The sequence below is a fragment of the Bradyrhizobium sp. ORS 278 genome (genome assembly GCF_000026145.1).
In the GTDB taxonomy this organism is placed as follows: Bacteria; Pseudomonadota; Alphaproteobacteria; order Rhizobiales; family Xanthobacteraceae; genus Bradyrhizobium.
The window spans coordinates 1,543,741-1,564,330 of record NC_009445.1; the positions used below are offsets into that span (position 1 = coordinate 1,543,741).

Here is a 20,590-nt window from a genome sequence, read left to right on the forward strand (position 1 = left end):
TTGCTTCGCTTCGCTCGCAATGACGATGACTGTATCACCACGTCGCCGTGCCCTTCATGGTCGGCTGGCGCTCGGCATTGGCGGTCCACAGCTCGAGGCCGCCATCCCTGTCGCTGGCGTTCACCGAGAATTCGCTGCCTTCGAACAGCGGCTGCACGCCGCGATAGGCGAACTTCGCGGGCGGCTTGCCCTTGAGCTTGGCGGCGAACTCGACCAGCAGCGCCGCCTGCAGGGGGCCGTGGAAGATCAGGCCCGGATAGCCCTCGACCTTGGTGACGTAGTCGCGGTCGTAATGAATGCGGTGGCCGTTGAAGGTCAGCGCGGAGTAGCGGAACAGCAGCACGGGATCGGAGACATGGGCTTCGCTGTGCTGCGCGACCGGCGGAGGCGGCGGTGCCTTGGGTGCAGCAGCCGGCGCGCCGCCCATGTCGCGGTAGACAATGTCCTGACGCTCGCGGATGGCCGTCCCGCGCGGCGTCGACACGACATGCTCGACAGCGACGAAGCAGAGCTGGCCGGTCGAGCCGCTCTTCAACGTGACATCGGTGATCGTCGAGACGCGTGAGGCGAGGTCGCCGACGCGCAAGGGATCGATGAATTGCACCTCGCCGCCGGCCCACATCCGCCGCGGCAGCGGCACCGGCGGCAGGAAGCCGCCGCGGGTCGGATGACCGTCGGGACCGAGCTGATCGTGCGGAAACACCGGCTGGCCGAGGCACCAATGCACCGTGTAGGGCGCGATGTCGCCGGTCGCGGGCTCGCCGATGTCCTGGAATAGTGTGGCGCGCAGGCCCTTGGTGAGCTGCGCGGTGACGATGTCGGTTGCTTCAGTGCTGCGGCCGACCCATTGCCGGAGGTGATCGAGATCGAGGGACTCCGTCATGATCATCCCTTTCGCTGGTGAGGCGAGGCGGCATCGCCGATCGCGGGTACCGCGCCATAGCGCCTGTCGTCGCCGACCACGATCGCGGCGGGGGCCGGATAGCTGACGACGCCATTCGGCGTGTCGACCTCGATGCGCCGCAGATGCGGATGGGTCGAGAGATCAGTCATGCTGTTGACCTCGGCGAAGGCAATGTCGGCGGCCGCGAGCTTCGCCAGCAGCTCGTCGCGCGACAGCGCCGCGAAGCGATCGGCGACGATCTTGTCGGTGAGCGCGCGGTTGCGCACCCGCTCGACCATGTTGGCGAAGCGCGGATCGTCGGGCAGCGCGGGCTGCTCCAGCACTTTGGCGCACAAGGTCTTCCACTCGCGCTCGCTCTGGATCGAGATCAGGATGTCCTTGCCGTCCTTCGAGGTGAACACGCCATAGGGCGCGATCGAGGGATGGGCGAGGCCGATGCGCTTCGGCGCCTGGCCTGCTTCGGCATTCAGCAGCGGCACCGTCAGCCAGTCGGCCATGACGTCGAACATCGAGATGCGGATGTCCGCGCCCTCGCCGGTGCGGCCGCGCTTGATCAGCGCCTCCAGGATGGCCGCATGCGCGGTTGCGCCGGTGGCGACGTCGACGATCGACATGCCGACGCGCGACGGCCCTTCCGGGCCGCCGGTGATGGAGGCGAGCCCGCTCTCGGCCTGGATCAGGAGATCATAGGCCTTGCGGTCGGCGTAAGGGCCGCTGTCGCCATAGCCGGTGATGGTGCAGCAGATCAGCTTCGGATAGTCCTGGCGCAGCCGCTCGCGCGCGAAGCCGAGCTTGTCCATCGAGCCGGGCTTGAGGTTCTGCAGCAGCACGTCGGCGCTTGCGATGAGTATCTCCAACTCGGCGCGGCCCTCTGGCTTCGACAGATCGACGATGCGCGAATCCTTGCCGCGGTTGAGCCAGACGAAGTAGCTGCTCTGGCCCTTGGCGGCGGCATCATAGCCCCGGGCGAAGTCGCCCTCCGGCCGTTCGATCTTGATGACATGGGCGCCGGCGTCGGCCAGCCGTGACGAGCAGAACGGCGCGGCCACCGCCTGCTCGACGGCAACGACGGTGATCCCTTCAAGCGGCAGCATGGTGTGAACTCGTGGAATGGGGCCTCATGGGGTCTCCACCATGAGGGCTTGACGTCGAAAAAAGTCTATCCTCCGTCATTGCGAGCGCAGCGAAGCAATCCAGAATCCCGCCGCGGAAAGACCCTGGATTGCGTCGCTTCGCTCGCAATGACGGAGGAAGCAGTCTTGGCGCATTCGCGTGCGGCGAGGAGGACAGGTTTGACGTACGAGCGCGCGTTTGCATCTCAGTACGACCTGGGCATCCCGAGCACGTGCTCGGCGACGTAGGACAGGATCAGATTGGTCGAGATCGGCGCCACCTGGTACAGCCGGGTCTCGCGGAACTTGCGCTCGACGTCGTATTCCTCGGCGAAGCCGAAGCCGCCATGGGTCTGGATGCAGGCATTGGCCGCCTCGAAGGAGGCGTCGGCGGCGAGCATCTTGGCCATGTTGGCCTCGGCGCCGCAGTCGAGCCCGGCCTCGTATTTGCGCGTCGCTTCCTTCACCATCAACTCGGCCGCTCGCATGGACGCATAGGACTTGGCGATCGGGAACTGGATGCCTTGATTCTGGCCGATCGGCCGGCCGAACACGACGCGCTCCTTGGCATAGGCGGTGGCCTTGGCGATGAACCATTTGGCGTCGCCGACGCATTCGGCCGCGATCAGGATGCGCTCGGCATTCATGCCGGAGAGGATGTAGCGGAAACCCTTGCCCTCCTCGCCGATCAAATTCTCGGCCGGCACGCGCATGTCGGTGAAGAACACTTCCGTCGTGGCGTGGTTCATCATCGTTCTGATGGGGCGGATGGTCAGCCCGGACTTCTTGGCCTCGCGCATGTCGACGATGAAGACGGAGAGACCCTCGGTGCGCTTCTGCACCTGATCCTTCGGCGTGGTGCGCGCCAGCAGGATCATCAGGTCGGAATATTCGGCGCGGCTGGTCCAGATCTTCTGGCCGTTGACGACGTAGCTGTCGCCGTCGCGCTTGGCGACCGTCTTCAGCGACGTCGTGTCGGTGCCCGAGGTCGGCTCGGTGACGCCGAATGCCTGCAGCCGCAATTCGCCGCTCGCGACCTTCGGCAGCCACTTCGCCTTCTGCTCGGCCGAGCCGTGCCGCAGCACCGTGCCCATCGTGTACATCTGCGCATGGCAGCCGCCGCCATTGCAGCCGGCGCGCTGGATTTCCTCCAGGATCGCCGCCGCCGCCGACAGCTTCAGCCCGGCGCCGCCATATTCCTCGGGGATCAGCACCGAGAGATAGCCGGCCTGGGTCAGCGCATCGACGAAGGCGGAGGGATAAGCCATCTCGCGATCGAGCTTACGCCAATATTCACCGGGGAACTGCGCGCACAGCTTGGCCACTGCATCGCGGATGTCGGCGTAATCGTCGTGCTGATGCTGATCTGTCATGTATTGCTCCGCGGGCCGCCGTGACGCGGCCTGGGCTCTCCCTGGACTTGTTCCTGATAGCCTATGACCAAGCGGGTCCCGCTTGGCAAGCTTGGAATGCCAGCGTTGCAGCCGGGCTGCCTTGCCGGCGCGACAGAGCAAGGCGTCCCGCTTACGTTCTAGCTGACGGGAAATCCGAGATGACCGCGGAAGCGGTTCTTGAGGAAGACACCGTCGCGCGCCGGCAGAGCGCGATCGACGTGATCGGTCGCAATCGCGACGCGGGCGAAATGCGGGCCGGCGAGATCGCGCAGCTTCGGCCTGAAGGCGGCGAGCGCCGCGGCATCCTCGATCGTGGTGACGGAGGGAAAGCCCGCGCCGCCTGCGATCAGCTCCAGACGCGCGCCGAGGCCGGAATGGCTCATCTGCATCCCGGTCTCGCCGAAATGGGCATTGTCGAGCACGACGATCGAGAGATTGCGCGGCTGCTTGGCCGCCGCTGTTGCGAGGCTGCCCAGTCCCATGAGCTGCTCGCCGTCGCCGGTGATGACGGCCACCGGTCGCGACGGCTGCGCCAGCGCCAGCCCGAGGCCGATCATGGCGGCGCCGCCCATCGCGCCCCACAGGTAGAAGTTCGCATCATGGTCGCCGGCGGCGAACACGTCGTAGGACGACGAGCCGAGGCCGCTTATGACCAGCAGGTCGCCGCGGTCCTGCAGCAGCGCCTTCACGGCGATCCGGCGATCGAGCGTGGCACGCATCACTTGGCCTCCGTCCACTTCTTGGCGCCGATCATGCGCTGGGAGATCAGCACCGCGATCGGCTGATCGCTGTCATAGGCGAGCCTTGCGGCGGCCGCCGTCATTTCGCCGGCATCTTCGGGCCGCTCCAGGCGGTACACGGTGACACCCATGATCTCGAAGGCGGATTGCGTGGCCTTGCCCATCGGCACCTGCCATGGATTGAACTCTGCCCATTCGCCGCGCATCGTGACGAAGGTGAGAAACGGGAAGCGGCAGCTCGCAAGCAGAGAGAACATGTTGACGCAATTGCCGACCCCGCTCGATTGCATCAGCAGCACCGCCCGCTGGCCGCCGAGCCACGCACCGGCCGAGAGCGCAACGCCTTCCTCCTCGGTGGTGAGCACGGTGGTGGCGATCGCCGGATCGTCATGCGCGAGGCGGATCAGCCGGGAATGGCCGGCGTCGGGCACGTAGCAGAGCTGCCTGACGTCGGCGGCTTTGAGCGCGTCGTAGATGGCGAGCGGCCAGTCGGGGGCTGAGGTAAGCGTATCGGAAGCGGCCATGACGTCCTGTGGTTCCTCCGTATGGGGATCTGATGCGGGCCTTATGATCAACACGCCGCCGCGGGGCTTCTCACCATGAGGGGAAGCATTTTGGCTTCGACCGAGAACTAGCCCCTCTCCATGAACACGCCTCTCGGCGTGGTCTTGGCCTGGTGTGCTGCGGCCGGCCCGCTGCTTGACCCTCGTGGTGAGGAGCGCCGCGCCAGGCACGATCCGAACAGACAGTCCCCATGGCGGCGCGTCTCGAACCATGAGGCCTCTCCGGGCCTCGCCCTTCGAGACGCGTGGCTCCGCCAAGCTCCTCGGGGTGAGGGGGAGGGGCTCACCCGGGGATGCGCACCGGCAGGCTTTCATACCCGCGCACGAAGCTCGAATACACCCGCTTCGGCTCGCCCACGACCTCGATGCGGTCGAAACGCTTGAGAATCTCCTGCCACACGATACGCAGCTGGAGTTCGGCCAGGCGCATGCCGACGCAGCGGTGGATGCCGAAGCCGAAAGAAAGGTGGATGCGCGGCCGCTTGCGGTCGATGATGAAGGCGTCGGGATTTTCGATGACCTCGCCGTCGCGGTTGCCGGAGACGTACCACATCACGACGCGGTCGCCCTTCCTGATCTTCTGCCCGCCGAGCTCGGTGTCGACCAGCGCGGTACGGCGCATATGAGCGAGCGGCGTCTGCCAGCGGATCACCTCCGGCACCATGATCTCGATCAGCGCCGGATTGTCGCGCAGCTTCTGATACTCGGCCGGGTTCTCGTGCAGCGCCAGCACCGAGGCGGTCATGGTGTTGCGCGTGGTGTCGTTGCCGCCGACGATGAGCAGGATCAGGTTGCCCATCAGATTGTCCGGCGTCATGTGTCGTGTCGCGTCGCTATGGGCCATCATCGAGATCAGGTCGCGGCCCGGATTCGCCTGCCGTTCCTTCCACATCCGGCCGAACGTCTCCGCGCAGTCGGCCAACTCGCTCAGTCGCTCCTCCTCCGACGACACGATGCCGCTCTTGGGCAGCGCCGTGGAGACGTCCGACCAGCGCGTCAGCTTGCGGCGCTGCTCGAACGGGAAGTCGAACAGGGTCGCCAGCATCTGCGTCGTCAGCTCGATCGAGACCTTTTCGACCCAATTGAAGGTCTCGTTGCGCGGCAGCGAGTCCAGCACCTTGGCTGAGCGCTGCCGGATCAGCACCGCCATCTCGTCGAGATGCTCGGGCGTGAACATCGGCTGCACCGTCTTGCGCTGCTCGCCGTGGCGGGGCTCGTCCATCGCGATGAAGCTCGGCCATTCATAGCCGGGCGGCACGTCGCGGATCATGATGCCGCCATTGCTGACGTCGGAGGAGAAGATCGCGTGGCTGGTGTCGACATGCATGATGTCGTGGTAGCGCGTGACCGACCAATAGGGCTCGATCGGCGCCTTGGTGCAGTAATGCACCGGCGCCTCCTTGCGCAGCCGCTCGAACCACGGCCACAGCGTGTCGTTCTGAAACAGCCGGGGCGCGCCCGGGTGGAAGTCCTCGATCGGCGTCGCATAGGCCTCCAGCCGCGCCTCGCGCAGCAGATCGGCATGGTCGGAACGAAGCGCGGCCTGGGCGGTCATGGGTGGTCCTTTGTTTGAAAGGGCGATCAACAATTCAAATGAGTAAGTGCACCTTCGACGGTGCGAGTGAATGCGCCCTCTCCCCTTGTGGGAGAGGGCATGTAGGAAAGCTCAGCAGATCCGGTTGGGTGAGGGGTCTCTCTCCACAAGCGCGGTGCGCGGAGGGAACCCCTCACCCAACCGAGTGCTTGGATGGGCCGCAGATGCCCTCTCCCACAAGGGGAGAGGGCACTGTATCTCGCAGCTAGGGGGCCGCAACGGCGTGCGCAATCCGACATCGATTCAAGCAAAACCTACGCCGCAATCTTCACCGGCAGTCTCTCATATCCCTTCACGAAGCTCGAATAGACGCGCTTCGGCTCGTCCATCACGTCGATATGATCGAAGCGCTTCAGGATCTCCTCCCAGATGATCTTGAGTTGCAGCTCGGCGAGCCGCAGGCCGACGCAGCGGTGGATGCCGAAGCCGAAGGAGAGATGCTGGCGGGGCCGGGCACGGTCGATGATGAAATCGTAGGGACGGTCGATCGCCGTCTCGTCGCGGTTGCCCGAGACGTACCACATCACCACCTTGTCGCCCTTCCTGATCTGCTTGCCGCGGAACTCGAAGTCTGACAGCGCCGTGCGGCGCATGTGGGCAAGCGGCGTCTGCCAGCGGATCACCTCGGGCACGAAGCTGTCGATCAAGGCCGGATTGTCCTTGAGCTTGCGGTATTGATCCGGGTTCTGGCTCAGCGCGTAGATGCTGCCCGACATTGTGTTGCGGGTGGTGTCGTTGCCGCCGACGATCAGCAGCACCAGATTGCCGAGGAAGTTCTTCGGATCCATGTTCCGCGTGGCCTCGCTGTGGGCCATCATCGACAACAAATCACTTTTGGGCGGCTGACTGGCGCGCTCCTGCCAGAGCCTGGCGAAATAGCGCGCGCACTCCATCAGCTCGGCCTGCCGCTCGTCCTCGGTTGCGACCAGCCCGCCGGGGCCGGGGAGCGTGGTCGCGATGTCGGACCAGCGCGTCAGCTTGCGGCGGTCCTCCCAGGGGAAGTCGAACAGCACGGCCAGCATCTGCGTGGTCAGCTCGATCGAGACGCGGTCAACCCAGTCGAACACCTCGCCGACCGGCAGGTTGTCGAGGCATTCGGCCGAGCGCTTGCGGATGTTGATGGCGAGTTCGTCGAGATGCGTCGGCGTGAACATTGGCGCCACCGTCTTGCGCTGGGCGGCGTGGCGCGGCGGGTCCATCGCGATGAAGCTCTCGCGGCGCAGGTCCGGATCGACGTCGCGGATGGTGATGCCGCCGAGCGCCGAGGCCGAGGAGAACACCGCGTGGTTGGTCTCGATCTCCATGATGTCGTCGTAGCGCGTGATCGACCAGTACGGTCCGAACATCGAGTCGCGGCAATAATGCACCGGATCCTCGCGGCGCAGCCGGTCGAAATAGGGCCAATGCGTGTCGGTGCGAAACAGCTCGGGATTGCCGGGATCGAAATCGGCCAGCGGCAGCGTGGCGGCGCGTCGGGCGGCCTCGTCGATCGCTGGCGCCGCTGCGGCGTCGTGCCGGCGTGCTTCGGCCGTATTGGCGGTCCCGTGCATGGGCGTCTCCCTGATGGCCTGCTTCTTGACTGACCGGCGATATTTGACGCGATTACATCCTGCCCGGGAGCGCTGGGCAAGCGCGGAGTTTGACGGGGACCGGGCCCTCCGGTCTTGTGTCGCGCTGCTGCCGTTTGGCCGGATGTTGGGCGTGACAAGCGCCACGTCACGGAATAAGGCTTTGGGCAATTGTTGCAAAGCAGAAGAATAGCAGGAGGCCGCCGCCATGATCGCCAACGCGCAGCGCATGTTCAATTTCGATCTCGGCGAGACCGCCGATGCGATCCGCGAAACGGTGGCCAGCTTTGCACAGGAGCAGATCGCGCCGCGCGCCGCCGACATCGACCGCTCCAACCAGTTCCCGCGCGACCTCTGGCCGAAGCTCGGCGAGCTCGGCCTGCACGGCATCACCGTGGAGGAGGAGCATGGCGGCGCCGGCCTCGGCTATCTCGAGCACTGCATCGCGATGGAGGAGATCTCGCGCGCCTCGGCCTCGGTCGGCCTGTCCTACGGCGCCCACTCCAATCTCTGCGTCAATCAGATCCGCCGCAACGGCAGCGAGGCGCAGAAGCGCAAATACCTCCCCAAGCTGATCTCGGGCGAGCATGTCGGTTCGCTGGCGATGTCCGAGCCGCAGGCGGGCTCCGATGTCGTCTCGATGAAGACGCGCGCCGACAGACGCGGCGATCGGTTCGTCCTCAACGGCAACAAGATGTGGATCACCAACGGGCCGGTCGCCGAGACCCTCGTGGTGTATGCCAAGACCGATCCGCAGGGTGGTCCGCGCGGTATCACCGCCTTCATCATCGAGAAGGGCATGAAGGGCTTCTCGACGGCGCAGAAGCTCGACAAGCTCGGCATGCGCGGCTCCGACACCTGTGAGCTGGTGTTCGAGGATTGCGAGGTGCCGGAGGAGAACGTGCTCGGGCAGGTCGGCCGCGGCGTGAACGTGCTGATGAGCGGTCTCGACTACGAGCGCGCCGTGCTCGCGGCCGGTCCGCTCGGCATCATGCAGGCCTGCATGGACGTCGTGCTTCCTTACGTGCACGAGCGCAAGCAGTTCGGCCAGCCGATCGGCACCTTCCAGCTGGTCCAGGGCAAGGTCGCCGACATGTACACGACGATGAATGCCGCGCGGGCCTATGTCTACGCGGTGGCCAAGGCGTGCGACCGCGGCGAGACGACGCGCGAGGATGCGGCCGGCGCTATTCTATTTGCAGCAGAGAAAGCGACGCAGTGCGCGCTGGACGCGATTCAGCTGCTCGGCGGCAACGGCTACATCAACGATTATGCGACCGGGCGGCTGCTGCGCGATGCCAAGCTTTATGAGATCGGCGCCGGCACGAGCGAGATCCGGCGCATGCTGATCGGGCGGGAATTGTTCGACAAGACCTCCTGAGGCGCCGAAACGCGAGGTTCGGGCGCGGAAGCCGCGTTCGCCAACCGGCCAACAGCAGATATTTTGATCATCGTCGTCCAGGCCGGTGTTTTTTTCCGGCCGACTTGCGTACAAAATACGTCGAACCTCGGAGTCGCCGCTGCGACCAACTGCCGAGGTATTTGGGCATATTGTATGTCATTGCGTGCGTCGGAGGCGTGACCCGTGAACCAGATGAGCTACGCTCCGGGGCAGCCACCGCCGCTTCCGCCGCTCACCGCCACCTTCTCCGGCACGCGCAGTGATTTCTTCAGACTGGTGGGCCGTGGTGCGGCCATCGAACTCATCACCCTCGGCTTCTACCGGTTCTGGCTCGCGACGGACATCCGCAGGCATCTCTGGGTCAATACGGCGGTCGATGGTGATCCCGCAGAGTATACCGGCCGCGGCAAGGAGCTCCTGATCGGCTTCCTGTTCGCAATGACGATCCTGGTGCCGATCTATCTTGCCTATTTCCTGATCGGCGTCGAGGCCGAGCGCTTCAAGGCATTTGCCGGCGTGCCGCTGGTCATCGCTTTCTATGCGTTCGGCCAGTTTGCGATCTATCGCGCGCGACGCTACCGGCTGACGCGCACGGTGTGGCGCGGCATCCGGTTCTGGATGGACGGCTCGGGCTGGGCCTATGCGGGGCGTGCGATGCTGTGGACGCCGCTGACCTTGCTGACGCTGGGGTTGGCCTGGCCGTGGCGGGTCGCCGCGCTCGAGCGATACAAGATGCGGCACTCGCATTACGGCGATCTCAGCGGCGATTTTGAGGGAAGCGGCTGGGAGCTGTTCAAGCGCGCCTGGTATCTGTGGGTGCTGGCGCCGCTCGCGTTCGTGCTGTTTCCGCTGTTTCCGTTCCTCTATGCGCGGCTCAAGGCGATCGAGTGGCGCTGGTGGCTGTCCGGCATCCGGTTCGGCGGCGTGCGTCTGGATTCGAAGCTGCCGGGCAGCGCCTTTTACGGCCTTTATTGGAAGCTGATCGGCTGGATGATGCTGCTCTCGACGGCCTTCACCATCTACATGGTTGGCGTGTTCACGCTGGTTGAGCGGCTGGTCGGCAAGGGGGCCGATGGTCTGCTGCAAGCCGAGGCCGTGACCAACCACGTCGTGTTCCTGTTGGGACTGGGGCTCGGCTACATCGTTGTCGTCCTGTCGGCCAATGTGGTGATGCGCCTCTATCTCGTGCGCGACCTATGGGCGACGGTGCTCGAATCGGTCCATGTGCATGGCATCGAGGCCATGGCCAACGTCGCCGCCAAGGGCGATCTGGCCAGTGCGCTCGGTGAAGGATTTGCCGATGGACTCGACGTCGCCGGATTCTGATTCCGAGCCCGGCGCGGCCGAGGCGACGCGGGCGGTGCAGGTCGCCCCGCCCGGCGGTCCCGCGACCTATTTCGACGGTTTGTCGAACCGGCGGCAGAACGTGACGATCGGATTTGCCAATCAACTCGTGATGCGCAGCCCCGACAATTTCGTGTCGTGGCCGTATGCCGATATCCGCCGGGTCGACGGCCCGAACGGCACGCTGCGTGTGAGTTGTCTGTCGGCGTCACCGCTGGCCCGGCTGGAGATCCGCGACGCGGCGCTGGTGGCCGAGCTGATCGCGCGCTGCAGCCAGATCGACCAGAACCGGCTGACGCGCGGCGGCATCGCGCGAATCATCGCCTGGTCGTTGGCGGCGGTCGCCTCGATCGTGACGCTCGTGCTGGTCGTGATTCCGTTCGCGGCCGATCGGCTCACGCCGCTGGTGCCGCCTGCGATGGAGCGGCATCTCGGCGAGGCCGCGGTCACGCAAATCAAGACGATCTACCATGCCCAGCTCTGCAGCGAGACGGCCGGTCAGGCGGCGTTCGCCAAGCTGGTGACCGGACTGCGCCGTCCCGCGGGTCTCGACGACAGCATCGGCTCGCAGGTGCTCGATACGCCTGTTCCCAACGCCTTCGCCCTGCCGGGCGGGCAGTTCTTCCTGTTCAGGGGGCTGCTGGACACGGCCAATGACCCCGACGAGGTCGCGGGCGTGCTGGCGCATGAGCTGGGCCACCTCAAGCACCGCGATAATCTGCGGCAGTTGATTCATAACGGCGGCAGCTCCTTCCTGATCGGTCTGCTGTTCGGCGACGTTACCGGCGCGGGCGCTGCCATCTTTGCCTCCCGCGCCATGATCAACGCGTCCTATTCGCGCGAGGCGGAGGAGGCGGCCGACAGCTTCGCGATCGAGGTCATGCACAAGCTCGGGCGGCCGACGCGGCCGATGGGCGAATTGTTGTTTCGCATCACCGGCAAGGAGGCCGGCAAGCAGCCCGCGCTGTGGGCGAGTCATCCGCTGACCGAGGACCGCCTGGCCCGGATGCGCGCGGAAGACCGCCCGCCGAGCGGCCCGCCGCTGCTCAGCGCGGAGGAATGGAAGGCGCTGAAGGCGATTTGCAAGTAGCTGATTTGCGCAGCTCCTTCGCTAATCACTGGTGTCGTCCCGGCGAACGCCGGGACCCATAATCACCGCGTCGAGTTGTGAGAAGCTGGTGTTGCTCAGCGTGCCCGATGGCACGGCCGCTGCGTATGGGTCCCCGCTTTCGCCAAGCGTTCACCGGGACGACGGCGGGCCTTGAGGCTACGTCAGTGCTCTTCCACTGCGCTCTCAACTCAGCGCCCGCCCCGCCTACTCCGCCAGATTGTTGGTCTTCTTCACCCACGCCCGGACATCCGTCAGCACCTCGGGCAGCACGGCCTTGACCTCGGCCAGCGTCATGCCGGCCTTGACGCGGGGGTCGTAGAGCAGGTTGAGGATGTACTGGTCGTAGACGTCGAAATAGCCCATCGAGACGTTGTCGTTGAACATCGTCCAGGGCACGCTCGAGGTGTCGTTGATCGGCCCGAGCGACTGCAGCAGCTCCTCATAGGCGCAGTCCAGGAAGACGAAGTCGCCATTGTCGACGGTCAGGATGACGTCGGAATGCTCGATCTCGAACGCCTCGTTCTTGCGGAAGCCGGACAGGCATTGCGGGTCGAGCGAGGTCTTGATCTCGCGGGCGCGCTCGCTGCCATAGGCCTGGCTGATGGTGTGGTAGAGGTCGCGGTCGCGCACCAGCTTGACCCGCACATTGGCGTCGTCGTCGCTGTCGGTCATCGCGATGTCGAGGTTGCGGACGCGGGCGGCGATGTCGCCGACCACCTTGGCGAGCTGCGCCTTGCGGTCGGCGCGGCGGCCGTCGGCGAACACCCGCACTGGCGTGCTGTACTTGCGGATGCGATCGACGCGGCCGGCGAGATGGTACTCGGCGCCGAATGCGGTCTTGAAGAAGCCGTCGGTGATCTCGGCGTCGGTGAAGCTTTTCTTCTCGGCGCGCTGGCGCGCGGCGATGGCCGGGATCTCCGCGGTCGAGGCCGGCAGCGGGAGCACCGTCGTCACGAGCAGGATGAGTGCGGTGGTCAAGGTGACCGCCGCGGTCCTTGACGAAAGCCGGAAGCGGGGACGCTTCCGGCCCGGACGGACGCTCTTACCTTCCGACATCATCCAGATCTGTCAGGCCTCAGTTCTTGACGATCACCGTGGTGCCGACCGAGACGCGGTCGTAGAGATCGGCGACATCGTCATTGGTCATGCGGAAGCAGCCCGACGACACGGCCTGGCCGATCGTCTCCGGCTCGTTGGAGCCGTGGATGCGGTACAGCGTCGAGCCGAGATACATCGCGCGCGCGCCGAGCGGGTTTTCGATGCCGCCGGCCATGTGGCGCGGCAGGTCGGGCCGTCGACGCAGCATCTGCGCCGGCGGGGTCCAGGCCGGCCATTCCTTCTTGGCGGTGATGCGGTGCACGCCGCTCCAGCGGAACCCGTCACGGCCGACGCCGATGCCGTAGCGCAGCGCCTGGCCGCCCTGGAGCACCAGATAGAGCCGGCGCTCCGACGTGTTCACGACGATCGTGCCGGGCGCGTAGTTGCTGTCGAACATCACGGTCTGGCGCGGAATCGGGCTGACGCCGCTCTGATAGCCGTTCGTCACCGCGCTGAACGGGTCCGCTCCATTATTGAAGAACTGGGCGTGTGCCGTCGCGGCACTCGCCAACGTCGCCATTGCAGCAATTCCCCAAGCAAAATACCGCTTCATTTCCATCCCCTGGCATCCATCATCGGTCGCAGAGAGGCCATAGTCCGCCTCATTTCGCAACCCACGGCAGCGTGAGTCGCGCATGCGAGCGGCGGCTGTGATCCAAATCCCACGGCGGCGGCCCGTCAATGCGAGGTTTGCCAGGAAGGGTTCACCATAGGCCGGTGAAGGCGCCATGGCGATGGCAGCAATGCGGCGACGCCCTTTGACGCCGCGGGCGAACAATGATTGATCTGCGCCAGCTTGAAGACACGGGAACCGACGGGAGAACATGATGAACGGTGCGGAAAGCCTGGTGCGGACCCTGGTCGCGGGCGGCGTTGACGTCTGCTTTACCAATCCGGGCACCTCCGAGATGCATTTCGTCGCCGCACTCGACCGGGTCGAAGGGATGCGCTGCGTGCTCGGCCTGTTCGAGGGCGTGGTCACTGGTGCCGCCGACGGCTATTTCCGCATGAAGGGCACGCCGGCCTCGACGCTGCTGCATCTCGGCCCCGGCCTCGCCAACGGCCTCGCCAATCTGCACAACGCAAAGAAGGCGCGTTCCGGCATCGTCAACATCGTCGGCCAGCACGCCACCTACCATATCGGCTTCAACGCGCCGCTGACCTCGGACATCGAAGGCCTGGCGCGGCCGATGTCCGACTGGGTACGGACCTCGCCGAGCGCCAAGGCGGTGGCGGCCGACGGCGCCGCAGCGATCGCCGCCGCCAAGAGCGCGCCGCCCCAGATCGCCACGCTCATTCTGCCCGCCGACACCGCCTGGAACGAGGCCGACGGCATCGCCCAGGTTCCCGCCGAGACGCAACGCCCGAGCTATTCGGCCGACGCGGTCGAGAAGGCGGCCAGGATACTGCACGCCCACGGCCCGGAGACCCTGGTGCTGATGACCGCGGGCGCGCTGACCGAGCAGGCGCTGACCTTCGCCCAGCAGATCGCCGGCAAGACCGGCTGCCGCGTGATGGGCCAGACCTATCACCCGCGCATGGCGCGCGGCGCCGGCCGCTTCTCGATCGACCGGATTCCCTATGTGATCGAGCAGGCGCTGCCGATCCTGAAGAACTACAAGCACATCGTGCTGGTCGAGGCCAACGACCCCGTCGCCTTCTTCGCCTATCCGAACAAGCCGAGCATGCTCAAGGCGGAGGGCACCGAGGTGCACCGCATGACCGCCTGGGGCGAGAACTCGGCCGCGGCGCTGGAAGCGCTCGCCGGCCATCTCGGCGCCAAGGCAGCCGACGTGAAGCCGCAGGCGCTCACTGAGTTGATCAAGCCGACCGGCGCGCTCAATCACACCACCATCGCGCAGGCGATCGCCTATGCGATCCCCGAGAATGCGATCATCGTCGACGAATCCATCACCACCGGCCGCGGCTTCTTCCCGCCGACGGCCGCCGCCAAGCCGCATGACTGGCTGCAGAACATGGGCGGCTCGATCGGCTTCTCGACCCCGGTGGCGACCGGCGCCGCGGTGGCCTGCCCGGATCGCAAGGTCATGTGTCTCGTCGGCGACGGCAGCGCGATGTACACGATCCAGTCGCTGTGGACCCAGGCGCGCGAGAATCTCAACGTCGTCACCGTGGTGTTCGCCAACAGGATCTACCAGATCCTGCGCGGCGAGTTCGATGGCGTCGGCGCCGGCCAGCCCGGCCAGCGCGCCCAGGACATGCTCAAGATCGACCGCCCGACGCTTGACTTCGTCGCCATGGCCAAAGGCATGGGCGTGCCCGGCCGCGCCGTCACCACGGCGGACGAGTTCAACGCCGCGCTGGCGGAAGCCAATGCGGAGCACGGCCCGCGCCTGATCGAAGTCCAGATGTAAGTCGTTTGCCCACGACCGGCGGCCGCAAATCGGCCGCCGGCTGATGGCAGCGTCATTGCCGCATTTTGATGGTTGGCGACTCAGCACGACGCGTGTTGATGGGGACGTCTCCATCGTTTGTTTTGTTTGGGCGGCATGCACAGCGAATTGAACCGGCTGATATCGGCGCTGCAGGAGTTCTATGCGCGCGAGCGCTTCATCCTGGATCGCGATCTCGGTGAGCGCGCCCTGACGCACCGGCTCTCGGTGCATCTGGAGCGCAATTTCCTCGGCTGGGACGTCGATTGCGACTATAACCGGCTCGGCGACCGCGCCATGCTGCTGCCGCGCGGCTCGATCGTCTCGACAGATGATGAGCTGGCGAAGTCCGTCTATCCCGACATCGTCGTGCACAAGCGCGCCGTGCCCGACAACCTTCTGGCCATCGAGGTCCGCAAGGCGACCAACCATCAGCCGCTCGCGCATGACCGTCACAAGCTGATGGCGCTGACCGACCCGCATCTGTGGTTTGCTTATTGGATCGGCGTCCTTGTGATCCTCGATCGCAGGAGCGTCATCACGCCGGAGGTCTATGTCGGCGCAAGGATCGACCCGGCATTGTCGGCGTGGTTTGCGGGGCGATTGCAGCCGATGGGGCTGTCCAACGCCTGAGGGTTGCAGTTCGTTCGCTGGCGACCAGAAATTGCGGCCGGATTCGGGCGTCATAGTGCCGCGATGGAACCCGGCTGCTGGCAGTCATCCGGCCGCTCGATGCAAGCGTATGGTCCTGGATGAGGCGACCCGCGCTTTCCTGCGATGGCTGCAAAGCGCGGCATCGGTCCGGTCGGAAGCCGCGCGAGATCGACGCTCGCGCGAAGCCGCCCCGAGAGGGGCGGCCGGCGCGAACGCCTGTTACTTCGACATGCCGTCGCCCGACGACGGCTTCTTGGCCGACTTCTTCTTCGTCTTGCTCATCTTCATGTCGTCGCCCCCGCTCATGGCATCGCCGCTCTTCGCCGACTGGCCGGTGGTCATTGGCTTGTCGGTGGACTGGGCAAGAGCGGCCGACGAGACGAACGCGAGGGCGGCGGTGGCGATGATCAGTTTACGCATGCGGAAAACCTCCGTGGGTTGGAAACGCGCGGACCATAGGCGGATTCGATCCGCGGCGATCTGACGCATGAATCAGGAAAACGTGAGAGCGGCGCCCTGCAAAAGCCGCGTTGTCCTTTCGCCGCGGCCGAGGCTGCGCAGCTTTCGTGGCAATGCCCGCGGCGCAGAGCGCCATGCGAAACCGCCGGGGTCGTGGCGAAGCGTCGGCGTGGCCGTATCGTGACGGCTCGGCGACCAGGATATGATCTCCATGTCTTCGAGACGCGTCGTCAGGACGTAACCCGCGCGGCGCTGAGGCTTCGCAATCAGACACGACATCACCACCCTCGGCGAAAGAGCCCAGGTGGGAATCACCGCAACGCGCGCCGCGCTATTTCAGCGTTGATAGGAAGGCAACGACGTCCGCGCGTTCCTTCGCGTCAGCGAGTCCCTTGAAGTACATCTTGACGCCGTGAACGTCGCCGCGCGGATCGGCGATATAGGCGTCCAACGCCGCAGCCGTCCAAGGCGTCTTGTTGTTCTTCATGCTTTCGGAGTACGCGTAGTCCGGCACAGCCGCCGGCTGCCGTCCGACGACGTTCCAAAGGCTCGGACCCACCTTGTTGATGCCGATCTCGGGCGAGTGGCAGTTCTGGCAGATGCGCTGGAAGATGCTTTTGCCCGCGGCCGGGTCGCCGTCGAGCGCTCTGGCGTCCGATGCGATGGTCGCAAATGCGACGATGAGAACGATGCGTCGGAGCATGCTATCCCCCATTTTGGACGCGCAGGCGGGGCTCGCCACCGTGCCGTCAGCCAACCTCGGACATCATCGGGCCGGAGCAGGGCTCCCGTCCTTGTCTTGGATCAAGTCACGCGGTTGCCGTTGCGGATCAAATCGCCTAATCTTCTAAAAAAACGAATGAACAAACGGACGATGTCGTCCGGGGAGGTGCCTGGTGGCAGATGCCGAGTCTCGGCCGACGCGTCCGTGCGGCGTGATCGCCACGAAATCGAAAGCTGCGACGGTCGCGGCCGCGGCGGCGGATATTCGCGGCCAGTTGCCGGCCGATGGACTGGCGATGGTGCTGATCTTCCTGTCGCCCCACTACGATCCGCAGGCGTTCATCGCCGCAATTACGGCAAGCCTTCCGAACGTTCCGGTGTACGGCTGCACGACGGCGGGCGAGCTGTCGCCCGATGGCTGGGAGGACAACAGCGTCGTCGCGCTTGCCTTTGCTGCCGACGATTTCACCGTGGTGGCGCAGCCGATTTTCGGCCTTTCGGGCTTTCGCGTCGATGAGGGCCGCCATCTCGGCAACGAGCTGCGGCAGGATCTGCTCCGTGATGGCGACGGCGAAGGCGTGTTCGGCCTCGTCCTGATCGACGGCCTATGCCAGCGGGAAGAGGCGATCATGTCGGCGATCTATGCCTCGCTCGACAACATTCCGCTGGTGGGCGGCTCGGCTGGCGACGGCCTGCGCTTCGAGCGCACCTGGGTGTTCTATCAGGGCAAGGCCCATACCGATGCCGCGCTGCTGATCCTGATCAGGACCTCGCTGCCGTTCCGGTTGTTCAAGTGCGACAATTTCGAGCCGACCTCGACCAAGATGGTCGTGACGGAAGCCGATCTCGAACAGCGCATCGTCAAGCAGCTCAATGCGGAGCCGGCCGCGGAGGAGTATTGCCGCGCTGTGGGCATTGCCGATTCCGAGCTCGACCCGTTCTTGTTCGCGGCTCATCCGGTGCTGGTGCGCGTCGGCGGCTCGTATTTCGCGCGCTCCATCCAGCGTGTGAGCCCGGATGGATCGCTGCGCTTCTTCTGCGCAATCGACGAGGGCATGGTGCTGACGGCGGCGCGGTCGCGCAACTCGGTCGCGGCCGCCCGTGAGATGCTGGCCGAAGTCCGCGACGACCTCGGTGAGGTCTCGATCTTCATCGGCTTCGAATGCATCCTCCGGCGCCTCGACGCCGAGCAGCACCAGTTCGCGCGCGAGATGTCCGAGCTCTATCGCGACAACCGCATCGTCGGTTTTCATACCTATGGTGAGCAGTACGGCTCGATGCATGTCAATCAGACGCTGACGGGCGTGGCGATCGGCAGACGCGCCGGAGCGCCGCGATGAGTGCGTCCAATTCCGAGGAGCTGCAGCGCGAGGCGGCCAAGCTCAGGAAGATCAACGCCGCGCTGATGTCCCGGGTCGAACGCTCGATGGACCAGCAATTCAACGCATTCTCGCTGTTCGAGACGGCGATCGCGCTGGATCAGCAGGTCCGAGAGCGGACGCGGCAGCTGCGCGACGCGCTACATTCGATCGAGACGGCAAATAAGAATCTATATCACGCCAAACAGCAGGCCGAGGCGGCCAGCTCGCTGAAGTCCTCGGTCCTGATCTCCGTGACGCATGATCTGCTGCAGCCCCTCAATGCGGCGCGGCTGACGCTCTCCACCTTGGCAGACGAGGTTCAATCCGAGCGCGGGGCGAGCATGCTCGGGCAGGTCGACCGCTCGCTGTCCATGCTGGAGGACCTGCTGCGATCGCTGCTCGACATCGCCAAGCTGGATGCCGGTGCCTTGCGTCCGGAGATGCGGCCCATTCTGCTGTCGACCTTATTCGAGCCGTTGGAACGTGAGTTCGCCCCTATCGCGGCAAAACGCGGATTGGCGTTGCGTATCAGTCCGACATCGCTCGCCGTGGAATCCGATGCGATGATGCTGCGGCGCATCCTGCAGAACCTCCTGGCCAACGCCTTGCGTTACACCCGTCGCGGCGGGGTCGTAATGGGATGTCGCCGCGGCCCGGGACCTGGCCGTGTTCGCATCGAGGTTCGCGACACCGGGCCCGGCATTCCGAAGCCGCAGCAGGAGGCGATCTTTCTTGAATTCCAGCGCGGTCAGCCGAGCACCGAGGATCAGGCCGGGTTTGGGCTCGGCCTCTCGATCGTCCGGCGTTTCGCCAAGGCGCTGGATCATCAGGTCCGGCTGGCGTCGCGGATCGACCACGGCTCCACATTCACGCTCGAACTCGACCGCGTCGACGCCGCGGCCGTGCCTCCGGAGCCGCAGCCGGTGGATCAGGTCGACCACGAGTATAGCGGGCTCGAAGGCTCCAGGATCCTGCTGATCGAAAACGACGCCGCTGGCGCGGAGGCCATGGTCAGCCTGCTGGAAAAGTGGGGCTGCGACGTCGTGGCGACGGTCTCGCTGCATGACGCCTTGCAGCGCCTGAGCACGCTCGGCGCAGTACCGGAAACCATCATCGCGGATCTGCATCTCGATGGCGATGAAAGCGGACTGGCCGCGATCCGCGACATCCGGCAATTCATCGGCAGCGATGTGCCGGCCATGATCGTCACCGCTGACTATTCGGAGGCCGCCGCGAAGGAAGCAAGCCTTTTCGGGCTCGAGATCCTGACCAAGCCTGTCAGGCCGGCGGAGCTTCGCGCACTGTTGTCGTTCCTGTTGACGTGAGCGGAGCGGCGCCGTCTCTCGGCGCATCGGCCGGACCGCGCGCTTCGCCGATCAGGTTCACGAAGTCGAGCTTCTCCATTTCGATGATGGCCTGGGTCCGGCTCGTGACCTGGAGCTTTCGCAGGATATCCGAGACATGGACCTTCACCGTGGTCTCGCAGATCCCGAGCTCATAGGCGATCTGCTTGTTCTGCAGCCCGCACCGAATCTGGTCGAGCACGCGCAACTGCTGAGGTGTCAGGTCGTGAAGTCGTTTCAGCAGATCCTGCGCGGGGAGCCTGGTCCGTCGCGCCTCGGCCGAGCGTGCGCTGCCCGGAACATGGACGTCACCGCGCAGCACGCTGTTGATCGCGTGGGCCAGTTGCTCTTTGGTGGACGACTTCGAGACGTAGCCGGCTACCCCCAAGGATAGCACATAAGCGACCAGCCGCGGGTCTTGGTGCGCCGACACCACGAGGATCGGTGTCCTTGGCGCTGATTTGCGCAAGCGAATGACGCCAGAGAGGCCGGTGGTGCCGGGCGTCGAGAGGTCGAGCAGGATCAGGTCGACCCCTGGTGGCGGCGACAGAAGACCGATGGCCGTGTCGATGGACGTCGCTTGGAGCATCTCGGCATCGGGCAGCGCTGCGCTGATCGCATTCTCCAGCGCCTCGCGAAACAGCGGATGGTCCTCGATGATCAGCAATCGAGCCACGTGCCTGCCACTCCCCCCGGGCTGGATCGAGATCCAGGTTGCAAGTCGCGGACTGACATTCGCTGCGATGTCTGCGCATCGTCTTCGATCGAACGGCAGAGCCAACCCGCCAGCGATAGCGCTTTGCTGTGGAGCAATCAACGATCACGAC

General features: G+C 65.3%; 19 protein-coding genes. 7 read left to right on the plus strand and 12 right to left on the minus strand.

What is annotated here, in order from left to right; genetic code table 11:
• Positions 1–34: 34 nt before the first annotated feature.
• The 7 genes from BRADO_RS06765 to BRADO_RS06795 all read right to left on the minus strand — a co-directional run bounded on the left by BRADO_RS06765 (position 35) and on the right by BRADO_RS06795 (position 7,857).
• Entirely contained in the window at positions 35–883 is an 849-nt protein-coding gene (locus BRADO_RS06765; RefSeq protein ID WP_085972850.1) for a MaoC family dehydratase N-terminal domain-containing protein, read from the minus strand.
• A gap of 2 nt (positions 884–885) precedes the next feature.
• On the minus strand, positions 886–1,998 hold the full coding sequence (locus BRADO_RS06770) for a CaiB/BaiF CoA-transferase family protein (RefSeq protein WP_011924568.1): 1,113 nt from the start codon (positions 1,996–1,998) through the stop codon (positions 886–888).
• A gap of 224 nt (positions 1,999–2,222) precedes the next feature.
• Positions 2,223–3,389, minus strand: coding sequence for an acyl-CoA dehydrogenase family protein (locus tag BRADO_RS06775; RefSeq protein ID WP_011924569.1), 1,167 nt, complete (start codon positions 3,387–3,389; stop codon positions 2,223–2,225).
• A 158-nt stretch (positions 3,390–3,547) separates the two neighbouring features.
• A complete protein-coding gene (locus BRADO_RS06780) occupies positions 3,548–4,129 on the minus strand; it encodes a thiamine pyrophosphate-dependent enzyme (RefSeq protein ID WP_041756196.1) in 582 nt (193 codons plus the stop codon).
• Positions 4,129–4,674: a thiamine pyrophosphate-binding protein gene (locus BRADO_RS06785; protein ID WP_011924571.1), complete on the minus strand. Its 546-nt coding sequence runs from the start codon at positions 4,672–4,674 to the stop codon at positions 4,129–4,131. Before BRADO_RS06785 ends, BRADO_RS06780 begins: the two co-directional genes overlap by 1 nt.
• A gap of 322 nt (positions 4,675–4,996) precedes the next feature.
• Positions 4,997–6,268 carry a cytochrome P450 gene (locus tag BRADO_RS06790; protein WP_041756197.1) on the minus strand — a complete coding sequence of 424 codons (1,272 nt, stop codon included), beginning with the start codon at positions 6,266–6,268 and terminating at the stop codon, positions 4,997–4,999.
• A gap of 293 nt (positions 6,269–6,561) precedes the next feature.
• The gene (locus BRADO_RS06795) at positions 6,562–7,857 is read right to left on the minus strand and encodes a cytochrome P450 (protein WP_011924573.1); all 1,296 of its coding nucleotides are present in this window, start codon (positions 7,855–7,857) and stop codon (positions 6,562–6,564) included.
• Between the two features lie 226 nt (positions 7,858–8,083).
• Between BRADO_RS06795 and BRADO_RS06800 the strand changes: the two genes are divergently transcribed.
• The 3 genes from BRADO_RS06800 (at position 8,084) to BRADO_RS06810 (ending at position 11,711) form a co-directional block, all read left to right on the plus strand.
• On the plus strand, positions 8,084–9,256 hold the full coding sequence (locus BRADO_RS06800; protein WP_011924574.1) for an isovaleryl-CoA dehydrogenase: 1,173 nt from the start codon (positions 8,084–8,086) through the stop codon (positions 9,254–9,256).
• A gap of 297 nt (positions 9,257–9,553) precedes the next feature.
• A complete protein-coding gene (locus tag BRADO_RS06805) occupies positions 9,554–10,603 on the plus strand; it encodes a DUF898 family protein (protein ID WP_011924575.1) in 1,050 nt (349 codons plus the stop codon).
• Positions 10,578–11,711 (plus strand): M48 family metallopeptidase, encoded by a 1,134-nt coding sequence (locus tag BRADO_RS06810; RefSeq protein ID WP_011924576.1) that lies wholly within the window; start codon positions 10,578–10,580, stop codon positions 11,709–11,711. Before BRADO_RS06805 ends, BRADO_RS06810 begins: the two co-directional genes overlap by 26 nt.
• 225 nt (positions 11,712–11,936) lie before the next feature.
• On the opposite strand, the gene BRADO_RS06815 is transcribed toward BRADO_RS06810, so the two are convergent.
• A complete protein-coding gene (locus BRADO_RS06815) occupies positions 11,937–12,686 on the minus strand; it encodes a DUF2927 domain-containing protein (RefSeq protein WP_011924577.1) in 750 nt (249 codons plus the stop codon).
• Between the two features lie 121 nt (positions 12,687–12,807).
• Positions 12,808–13,383 carry a L,D-transpeptidase gene (locus tag BRADO_RS06820; RefSeq protein ID WP_041757361.1) on the minus strand — a complete coding sequence of 192 codons (576 nt, stop codon included), beginning with the start codon at positions 13,381–13,383 and terminating at the stop codon, positions 12,808–12,810.
• Positions 13,384–13,657: 274 nt separating this feature from the next.
• Between BRADO_RS06820 and BRADO_RS06825 the strand changes: the two genes are divergently transcribed.
• The gene (locus BRADO_RS06825) at positions 13,658–15,205 is read left to right on the plus strand and encodes an acetolactate synthase large subunit (RefSeq protein ID WP_041757362.1); all 1,548 of its coding nucleotides are present in this window, start codon (positions 13,658–13,660) and stop codon (positions 15,203–15,205) included.
• A gap of 135 nt (positions 15,206–15,340) precedes the next feature.
• Positions 15,341–15,856, plus strand: coding sequence for a hypothetical protein (locus BRADO_RS06830; RefSeq protein WP_244422975.1), 516 nt, complete (start codon positions 15,341–15,343; stop codon positions 15,854–15,856).
• A 240-nt stretch (positions 15,857–16,096) separates the two neighbouring features.
• On the opposite strand, the gene BRADO_RS06835 is transcribed toward BRADO_RS06830, so the two are convergent.
• Entirely contained in the window at positions 16,097–16,297 is a 201-nt protein-coding gene (locus BRADO_RS06835; protein WP_011924581.1) for a hypothetical protein, read from the minus strand.
• 370 nt (positions 16,298–16,667) lie between these two features.
• A complete protein-coding gene (locus BRADO_RS06840) occupies positions 16,668–17,093 on the minus strand; it encodes a cytochrome c family protein (protein WP_244422976.1) in 426 nt (141 codons plus the stop codon).
• Between the two features lie 139 nt (positions 17,094–17,232).
• Here BRADO_RS06840 and BRADO_RS06845 point away from each other — a divergent pair, with 139 nt between their 5' ends.
• Complete coding sequence (locus BRADO_RS06845; RefSeq protein WP_011924583.1) at positions 17,233–18,399, plus strand: FIST N-terminal domain-containing protein; 1,167 nt, start codon at positions 17,233–17,235, stop codon at positions 18,397–18,399.
• Entirely contained in the window at positions 18,396–19,745 is a 1,350-nt protein-coding gene (locus BRADO_RS06850; RefSeq protein ID WP_011924584.1) for a hybrid sensor histidine kinase/response regulator, read from the plus strand. The genes BRADO_RS06845 and BRADO_RS06850 overlap by 4 nt, the downstream gene beginning before the upstream one ends.
• On the opposite strand, the gene BRADO_RS06855 is transcribed toward BRADO_RS06850, so the two are convergent.
• Positions 19,699–20,439 (minus strand): response regulator transcription factor, encoded by a 741-nt coding sequence (locus BRADO_RS06855; RefSeq protein ID WP_041756198.1) that lies wholly within the window; start codon positions 20,437–20,439, stop codon positions 19,699–19,701. The genes BRADO_RS06850 and BRADO_RS06855 overlap by 47 nt on opposite strands.
• Positions 20,440–20,590 lie beyond the last annotated feature (151 nt).

Bases quoted from the DNA above. Each gene is read 5' to 3' on its own strand.
- BRADO_RS06790 (WP_041756197.1), bottom strand. From the start codon at position 6,268: ATGACCGCCCAGGCCGCGCTTCGTTCCGACCATGCCGATCTGCTGCGC.
- BRADO_RS06830 (WP_244422975.1), top strand. From the start codon at position 15,341: ATGCACAGCGAATTGAACCGGCTGATATCGGCGCTGCAGGAGTTCTAT.
- BRADO_RS06850 (WP_011924584.1), top strand. From the start codon at position 18,396: ATGAGTGCGTCCAATTCCGAGGAGCTGCAGCGCGAGGCGGCCAAGCTC.
- BRADO_RS06785 (WP_011924571.1), bottom strand. From the start codon at position 4,674: ATGGCCGCTTCCGATACGCTTACCTCAGCCCCCGACTGGCCGCTCGCC.
- BRADO_RS06775 (WP_011924569.1), bottom strand. From the start codon at position 3,389: ATGACAGATCAGCATCAGCACGACGATTACGCCGACATCCGCGATGCA.
- BRADO_RS06825 (WP_041757362.1), top strand. From the start codon at position 13,658: ATGAACGGTGCGGAAAGCCTGGTGCGGACCCTGGTCGCGGGCGGCGTT.
- BRADO_RS06765 (WP_085972850.1), bottom strand. From the start codon at position 883: ATGACGGAGTCCCTCGATCTCGATCACCTCCGGCAATGGGTCGGCCGC.
- BRADO_RS06810 (WP_011924576.1), top strand. From the start codon at position 10,578: ATGGACTCGACGTCGCCGGATTCTGATTCCGAGCCCGGCGCGGCCGAG.
- BRADO_RS06820 (WP_041757361.1), bottom strand. From the start codon at position 13,383: ATGAAGCGGTATTTTGCTTGGGGAATTGCTGCAATGGCGACGTTGGCG.
- BRADO_RS06780 (WP_041756196.1), bottom strand. From the start codon at position 4,129: ATGCGTGCCACGCTCGATCGCCGGATCGCCGTGAAGGCGCTGCTGCAG.
- BRADO_RS06770 (WP_011924568.1), bottom strand. From the start codon at position 1,998: ATGCTGCCGCTTGAAGGGATCACCGTCGTTGCCGTCGAGCAGGCGGTG.
- BRADO_RS06795 (WP_011924573.1), bottom strand. From the start codon at position 7,857: ATGCACGGGACCGCCAATACGGCCGAAGCACGCCGGCACGACGCCGCA.
- BRADO_RS06800 (WP_011924574.1), top strand. From the start codon at position 8,084: ATGATCGCCAACGCGCAGCGCATGTTCAATTTCGATCTCGGCGAGACC.
- BRADO_RS06835 (WP_011924581.1), bottom strand. From the start codon at position 16,297: ATGCGTAAACTGATCATCGCCACCGCCGCCCTCGCGTTCGTCTCGTCG.